The organism is Kibdelosporangium persicum, from assembly GCF_013280595.1.
Lineage (GTDB): Bacteria > Actinomycetota > Actinomycetes > Mycobacteriales > Pseudonocardiaceae > Kibdelosporangium > Kibdelosporangium persicum.
The window spans coordinates 1-6,935 of record NZ_JAAATY010000073.1; the positions used below are offsets into that span (position 1 = coordinate 1).

10 protein-coding genes and 2 pseudogenes are annotated in these 6,935 nt (G+C 60.4%); all 12 read left to right on the forward strand.

Features of this window, described 5'->3' with window-relative positions; genetic code table 11:
* The coding region (locus GC106_RS46790) for a transposase (RefSeq protein ID WP_173139873.1) at positions 1 to 543 on the forward strand (543 nt) is incomplete at its 5' end.
* Between the two features lie 119 nt (positions 544 to 662).
* A pseudogene (locus GC106_RS50000) lies at positions 663 to 884 on the forward strand (hypothetical protein); the annotation flags it as partial.
* Positions 881 to 1,255: a hypothetical protein gene (locus tag GC106_RS46795; RefSeq protein ID WP_173142650.1), complete on the forward strand. Its 375-nt coding sequence runs from the start codon at positions 881 to 883 to the stop codon at positions 1,253 to 1,255. The pseudogene GC106_RS50000 and the gene GC106_RS46795, both read left to right, overlap by 4 nt.
* A 208-nt stretch (positions 1,256 to 1,463) precedes the next feature.
* Positions 1,464 to 2,177 (forward strand): polymorphic toxin-type HINT domain-containing protein, encoded by a 714-nt coding sequence (locus GC106_RS46800; protein ID WP_173142651.1) that lies wholly within the window; start codon positions 1,464 to 1,466, stop codon positions 2,175 to 2,177.
* Positions 2,178 to 3,050: 873 nt separating this feature from the next.
* Positions 3,051 to 3,836, forward strand: coding sequence for a transposase family protein (locus GC106_RS46805; RefSeq protein ID WP_217281861.1), 786 nt, complete (start codon positions 3,051 to 3,053; stop codon positions 3,834 to 3,836).
* 130 nt (positions 3,837 to 3,966) lie between these two features.
* Positions 3,967 to 4,569 carry a suppressor of fused domain protein gene (locus GC106_RS46810; RefSeq protein WP_173142653.1) on the forward strand — a complete coding sequence of 201 codons (603 nt, stop codon included), beginning with the start codon at positions 3,967 to 3,969 and terminating at the stop codon, positions 4,567 to 4,569.
* Between the two features lie 341 nt (positions 4,570 to 4,910).
* A complete protein-coding gene (locus GC106_RS46815; RefSeq protein ID WP_173142654.1) occupies positions 4,911 to 5,225 on the forward strand; it encodes a hypothetical protein in 315 nt (104 codons plus the stop codon).
* Between the two features lie 40 nt (positions 5,226 to 5,265).
* Positions 5,266 to 5,628 (forward strand): annotated as a pseudogene (locus GC106_RS49150) (polymorphic toxin-type HINT domain-containing protein); the annotation flags it as partial.
* 24 nt (positions 5,629 to 5,652) lie between these two features.
* Complete coding sequence (locus GC106_RS49155; RefSeq protein ID WP_312873457.1) at positions 5,653 to 5,937, forward strand: RNase A-like domain-containing protein; 285 nt, start codon at positions 5,653 to 5,655, stop codon at positions 5,935 to 5,937.
* Between the two features lie 100 nt (positions 5,938 to 6,037).
* Positions 6,038 to 6,298, forward strand: a complete 261-nt coding sequence (locus GC106_RS46825) for a hypothetical protein (protein WP_173142656.1) — start codon at positions 6,038 to 6,040, stop codon at positions 6,296 to 6,298.
* A 2-nt stretch (positions 6,299 to 6,300) separates the two neighbouring features.
* On the forward strand, positions 6,301 to 6,663 hold the full coding sequence (locus tag GC106_RS46830; RefSeq protein WP_173142657.1) for a hypothetical protein: 363 nt from the start codon (positions 6,301 to 6,303) through the stop codon (positions 6,661 to 6,663).
* A gap of 81 nt (positions 6,664 to 6,744) precedes the next feature.
* On the forward strand, positions 6,745 to 6,935 hold a 191-nt coding region (locus GC106_RS47385; protein WP_217281863.1), incomplete at its 3' end, for a hypothetical protein.

The following is a 6,935-nucleotide window of genomic DNA, read 5'->3' on the forward strand; positions in this document are numbered from 1 at the left end:
CCGTGCGGCATGTCGCGCGAGACGGTGAAACGCTCGGACCTGGCCGGCTGGGCGAACTACGGCTACTGCGCCGCGCATTCCCGGTTCTACTGGGGCCTGAAGCTCTACCTGGTCTGCACGGGCGACGGGATGCCGATCATGTGGTGCCTGGCCAACCCGAAGCTCGGCGAGCGCGAGGTACTCGCCGCATTGCTGGACCACAACCATCATCTCATCCGCTCCGGACAGATCCTGCTGGCCGACAAAGGCTTCGCCGGCAAGCATTTCCACGAGCTGACCGCCGCGATGGGACTACGGCTGCTGCGCCCGGACCGCCGCGACGAGACCTACCGCCACGGCAACCTCGGCCACGTGCGCCAGTGGATCGAATCGGTCAACCACACCCTCAAAGGCCAGCTCGACCTGGAGCACCACGGCGCCCGCACTCCAGCCGGGGTGTTCACCCGCGTCGCCCAGCGCCTGCTGGCCATGGCCGCCGGGATCTGGCAGAACTGGGAAACCGGCGTGACCAGCAAGCGGTCACTGATCGCGTTCGATCACTGAACACCAATTTCACGGAATCAGTCATCTAGATCATGCTGATAATAGCAGTTACGGCATGAACGGCAGGATTCCGAGGGAGGTTTCAAGGCCACAAGGTTGTCGCCACATCTTTCGAGGACCATGCTGAAGGAGACGTGTTCGCACAAGCTATTGCCCGAGGGCATATGGGCGGGGATGCGCAACTCTATGTAGATCGAAAACTGTGCCCGTTCTGCTCGAATAGTATGGCTGGTTATGCCAGGGCGTTGGGTCTGGATTCGCTCACCGTATATGATCGAGGCGGGCTCGTGGGTGTGTACACGCGTCAAGCTGATAAGTTCTTGAGGGTAAGGCGCAGATGACAGATATTCAGTTTGAAACTTATGGCGACAATCCGGAGAGTCGTGCGATTGCGTTGGGTGAGGTAGAATCTGTTTATTGCGAACTGGATCAAGATGCATCTGCAACGTTCACTTGGAACGACGGTGGCGATGACGACGTTCTGATCGTTGCCGTCGGACCCGGTTTTGCCAAGGCTTCACTGTTGCACTCCGGTGAATTTTACGATTTGCAGGTGTCGACTGATGATGGTCTGCGGGAAGTCAACATATGTGGACAATTGTCTGAACATCCAGTCCGGTTTCTTATGTCGCGAGACAAAGGTCTTGAAGTGATCAAGAAGGCAGGTGATATTCCAGAATTATTTACAAGCTATACATGGGTCAATCATTGACCCATGGTCCCATGTCTGTATAGCTACTGCGTAGATCTGCAGGTTCGGCCGATAGCAGTGACTTGTTTCGGCCATGTTGCTCGACTGGCCGGCGATATACGACAAGATGTCGTCGACGTGCTGCATGGGCTTGTCAGTGATTCGGTGGTGGGCGGCCGGGCAGAAGACGCCCTGGACGATGTAGCCAGTTTCGTACAGCGTTGACTGGTTGAGCGAGAAGCGAGTTTCCACCGAAGCCCGGCCCGTGGTGGCGGCGCGGGTGCACGGTGACGAGCCGGCTCGCACTGAGTTGACTATTGACATCGACGGCACGGCGGGGTCGGCGACTGCCACGCTGGAGGCGACTGACTGGCACCCGATCTGGGTCGTCGACCTCAACGCCTGGATCCCGATCGTCAACATCACGGCTGGTTCCTGGCTGCAAACGTCGGCAGGCACCTGGGTCCAGGTCACCGCCGTCCGCCACTACACCAACCACACACCCGCCCACGACCTCACCGTCGACGATATACACACCTACCATGTGCTTGCGGGTGCCACGTCGGTACTCGTCCACAACTGCGGCAGCGACGGCCCCGCATTCGGAGAGGCATGTACATGTTCGGACGATCAAGTCTTCGTAAGACGGGGAACCAGTTGGGAAAGTACAGGTCGCTTGGAGAAGCAGGCTGAGGCTGCGGAAAACAATTCAAAGCCTTTCGGGCACGGGGTGTCTGTAACCACGCCAGAGTCGAACGCACGCTTGTCCCGTGACCCGACCGATGTCGGCACCGCGACGAAAGCAGAAATAGAAGCTGCTGGCGTCACTCTGAGGTACACGCCGACGAACAATGACAGAATGCACCATACGCTGGAGCTGCCGAAGCCGCTTGACTCGACAGCTGCTAGTATCTTCAATACTCTGTTTGGACGGAAGCGATGACGGACCTAAGCACCCTATTTTCCGCTGCGGACGCAGGCAAACTAAGGGTTATTCCAACTGTCGTATTGGAGTGGTACGATGGTCCGCTAGAAGGCTTTGCTGATGTGATGAAAGATGACCAGTGTTGGCACTTTAAGATTGTCGCCGATAGATTCAGGCCCGACGACCTTGACGATCGCGTTTTCGCATTCACACGGCTTTCGGCGGAGGTCACCAGTATGGTGAGGAGTGTCAATAAGGAAGCAGTTTTCGAGCGAGCGTTTGTTGAACGAGCGTTGGCGGAGATCGGACCGCCGATGCTGTTTGTCCGAGCTGCCTCCTTCGAGAAAATCGAGGCTGTATGGCGCTGCGTCTGAGTAGCGCGTGACTGCGGCGAACTTAGTGGTTATGCAGGTTGCGGGCCCCTGCATGACCACCAAGAATCGTCGGTAATGTGACCGGGGGTTTGGCGGAGACGCCAGGTCTCGTACCACGTCCTGGTGGGCGCCACGCCAGTCCTAGTCCACGACTGCGACGACTCGCTTCGGAAACGAGGCGTCTAGAAGATCACGCTGACGCCCTACAGGGTGTGATCCCGGATGGTGGTCAAATTCCAGACCACTGCGGTTCTCGATGTCAAAGGTGCTGATGAGGATGTCGACGTTGCCGCGGTTGGTGCGATCTCTAACGACCTCGTGCATGGTTGCTGATCTTGGTTGAGATGATCTTGGTGTGGGTCGTGCTGGGGTGTTGTCGAGTCGTCGGGTGACGGGGTTGTCGGCTCGGGTGATCGCGGACTTGGTGGTCGAGATCGGGCCGGTGTGGCAGGCGCGGCAGGACGCCCGCCGACAGCAACGCCCACGACGACGCGCCGCGGGCGCGAAGTACAAGCTGGTGTTCGTCGACCGGTTGCTGGCCACTCTGGTGCATCTGCGGCACGCGACCACGCATGATGTTCTGGCGGCGTGGTTTGGAGTGGATCGGTCCACGATCACCCGTGCTATCAACGAGATCCGGCCGCTTCTGGCGGACCGCGGCTGCCGCATCGAGTCTGGAGTCCGGCTTCGAACAATTGCCGATGTGGTCGCGTATCTCGATCACACCAGACTGACCGGGTTGATGGATGCCACGGAGATCCGGGTTCGCCGCCCGACCGTCAAGCGCGCTGGGCGGCATCAGTTCATCTCCGGCAAGTCCCGGCAGAACGCCATGAAAGCCTTGGTGATCAGTGATGCGCGCGGACGGGTGTTGTTCAGCGGGGCCAGCTGCCGGGGCAGCACCGCCGACATCACCCAGGCCCGCCAAGCCGGCGTGGCCGACTGGCTCGACCACACGCTCGGCGTTGAGATGCTGACCGACGCCGGTTATCAAGGACTCGGCGCCCAAACCTTGGGTCAAGTCATCACGCCCACGCCCAAGCATCAGAAGAAGCGGCTCGAGCGGATGCCGGGCATCGCCGAACTCCGTGACAGACAACGGAAATCGCACGCTCGTCGGCGAGTCCGGGTCGAGCACACCATCGCGCACATGAAGAACTGGCGCAGCCTGACCCGGCACCTCGGCCGCCGCGACACCCTCGACGACACCGTCCGCGCCGTCGCCGGACTACTGTCCGACCACCAACACACCCAGCCGATCCAGCAGCCCGTCGCCGCACTGCCAGCTGGAACAACCATGTGACCCCGCCGAACCCAGGGCCTGTCATGCCTCAACGCTAACCATGCACGAGGTCGTTAGGGTAAGATGTGTGGCCACGGCTGGCTTTGTGTCCGGTTTGTCGGGGCCATGCGGTCGTTCTTTGGAGCTGTGAATGGTTGATCAGTCCGATGAAGCTCGGTTCGCTGATTTTCTGGACCGTCTGGCTGCGGTACTCGGAGGAGCGCCGGTGGTCTATCGCTTCGCTCCTGCCCGAGAGCAGAGCCGGGAGATAGCAGCGCTCGTTTATAAAGCTTCCCCGAGTCCTGAGTACGTCACAGGAGTTACCTTCGGGCTCTCGGTGACAGCTGGACGGGAACTCGTTATCACGATGCGATCGGATGATCTGGGCTGGGGGAAGGTTCCGGCGCGTCTGGCAGCTTCCCTGCAGGGCATGTATCCCTTCGGCAAGGGGCAGGCTGTCGGCTACGCGGGCAGCCTCGTGAATGGATCGAAATTGAGTAGCGTGGTATTCGCTGAACCGCCGATACCCGAGCTTGGTGATGGGATCGACATCGCCTCGGAGGTGCGCGAATCTGATGTGATTGAATTCGTCGGTGTCTACCCTGTTTACGCGTCGGAGCGGGACCGCGTGTACACATCGGGGTTCGATGCCCTGTGGAGCCTCGAATGGGATCGCTTCGACCCAGTTAGATGCGGTGATATGACGATGGTCGGGGCACTCCGCCAGTGTGTCACTCCACGCCGTGTGCTCTAAAATGAAGTGTCTGACCGGGCATACAAAGCTGAAGGGGCGCGGCGTGAACGGTGGCACGATGGCAGCAGCCTTCGTTTGGTGATTCCGATGATGCCGACCATGTCACACTTGCCACGGCCCTTAGAGAGTGTCGGGCAAGTGCTAAATTCGTTGATAATCCGGATCGTTGAATAAGTGACCGAAGTGGAACTGAAAGTCCTGCCTGAGTCCAGGTCTGCTCTGGAACGGAGCGGTTGATCGGAGACTCGCAAGGTTGATGTTTCGTGGTTGGTCGGGAGCCTTGCCGAGGCAGGCCACGAGATCGATGACGGCATCGCCGAAGTCTTGAGTTCTTTCTGCGGTTGACTGTTGAGCCGGCTGTCGAGAAGGGGGTCGATTTCCGAAACGAAGACCCGCTCATTGTCGACCCGCTTCGCATCGGTCGAAGGCACATTAGAGAGGCGATCGATCTGGAGGAGCGGTTCAAGGTTCCTTTCTGTCCCCTCGGTTGGTGGCTTTGCCGGTCCCATGTTTATTTCTCCAGCGATGGCATTGCGGTCGCCTCGGTGCCCGAAGTGGTGTGGCGCCTCGGTGACTCCTTCGCGGAGGCGGTCGACTTCATGTTGATAGGAAATCGACCGCTCGTGAGGTTGTGGGGCATGGACGGGATGGGCTGAAACCTACAAGCGGAACGTCCGCAAACCGTTCGAGGAGGTCGAGCTCGGCGAGGTCGTGTTGGCGACTGACCCGGAGACGGGCCGTACCGAGGCTCGTGCGGTGGTGGTGACCTGGGTGCACAGTGACGAACCGGCCCGCACCGAGTTGACTATCGACACCGACGGCACTGCCGGGTCGGCGACCGCGATGTTGGAGGCGACCGACTGGCATCCGATCTGGGTCGCCGACCTCAACGCCTGGGTCCCGATCGCCAACATCAAGACTGGCAACTCGTTGCGGACTCCGGCCGGCGACCTGGTGGAGGTGACGGCGGTCCGTCAGTTCACCGGAGAAGGCAAGGTGTACGACCTGACAGTCGACGAGATCCACTCGTACCACGTGTACACGGCGTCCACGCCCGTGCTTGTGCACAACTGCAATGACCTGGTGGGCGACGACGCGCAGTTCCGAGAGGCTCATGTCCTTGAGGAGCACGTCAATCCAACGGACAATGAGCTCGCCGGGTTGGCGAGATCCCAGGGGCAGCCGAAGTCAAAGTTCGTGGACCTGCAGACCGCGCAGCAGGTTGTCGACTACGCGGTGGCGAACAACCGAGGGAAGGTCGACCGTTGGCTGGCTCGGGGGACAAACGGACCCAATGGGCTCGAACTGACAGGTAGATTCGAGCCAACAACTCGATTGGCGTCCGCGCCCAGCCGAACGGCAATCTGACACCCACAGGAAACGGGTATACAGTCGTCCTCAGGCGCCGACCAGGGCACAGGTTGGGCTACATTGTCTACACGGCGTTCCCTAATTAGCTGAGGCGAAGATGGCAGAAGCGTTCAAGGATTTCGAGTTCGGGATCGCCGGACTCGCTACGGCGTTCCATCAGGACTGGTCCTTGGACGCGACGGCCGAGCAAACCGTGCGTGACTATCTCGACGTCACCGATGTCGAGATAGTCACGGCGGTGGCGAAGGATGCCGTAAGCCTGCGGCGCGGAGGTACATACGCCCGGACGCTCTGGCGCGCTTGTACTCGCGGCTACCACCGCCCGGAAGATGACGGTTTGACCACTTGGACTGGATGACCTTGGTCGCGGATCTGGCCAATGGTCGGCTGGCAGAGTTCGGCCGGCCGCCGGTCATGGCGCCTGACCCGAATCCCTATCCCGAATGCCGCCAGGATGTCCTGACGGAGATATCGCTGATCGGCGAAGCCGTGAACGACGCGGCGACCAAGAGGGAACTCAACGGCACGCCGGATCTGCATCGCTCGCTGCACATGTGTGCGGAGGAGATTTCCCCCGATCTGGCCTTCCGGTGCCTTTTGCGAGTCCTCGTCACGGTGGACCTCTCGATCGACCGACAGCAGTACGCGAGATTCGTGGACCTGGGCGCCCGGTTCTCGTACGGTGACTTTCTGGTCTCCACGATCGAGTTTCTGATCGAATGAAGGGAGTCGGCTCTTACGCTGTTCGGCGGGTGCCGATTGAAGCGGAGCCGATCCCGCGTCTCCTCGCACTGCGCGCACCAGATGACGCAGGCTGGGGCGTTCGCGGCGGAGACGCAGTGTTTCACCTACGACTATCTGCGCCGGATGACCTCCGCGTGGACACCTCGGAGCGGTGACTGCGCGGCGCAGAAGAGTGTTGCCGGGCTGGGCGGTCCGGGGCCGTATTGGCACGATTTCACTTACGACAGGATCGGCAACCGCGCGACGCAGGT

Coding starts and splice junctions, on each gene's coding strand:
- GC106_RS46825 (WP_173142656.1), top strand. CDS start 6,038: ATGGCAGAAGCGTTCAAGGATTTCGAGTTCGGGATCGCCGGACTCGCT.
- GC106_RS46795 (WP_173142650.1), top strand. CDS start 881: ATGACAGATATTCAGTTTGAAACTTATGGCGACAATCCGGAGAGTCGT.
- GC106_RS46810 (WP_173142653.1), top strand. CDS start 3,967: ATGGTTGATCAGTCCGATGAAGCTCGGTTCGCTGATTTTCTGGACCGT.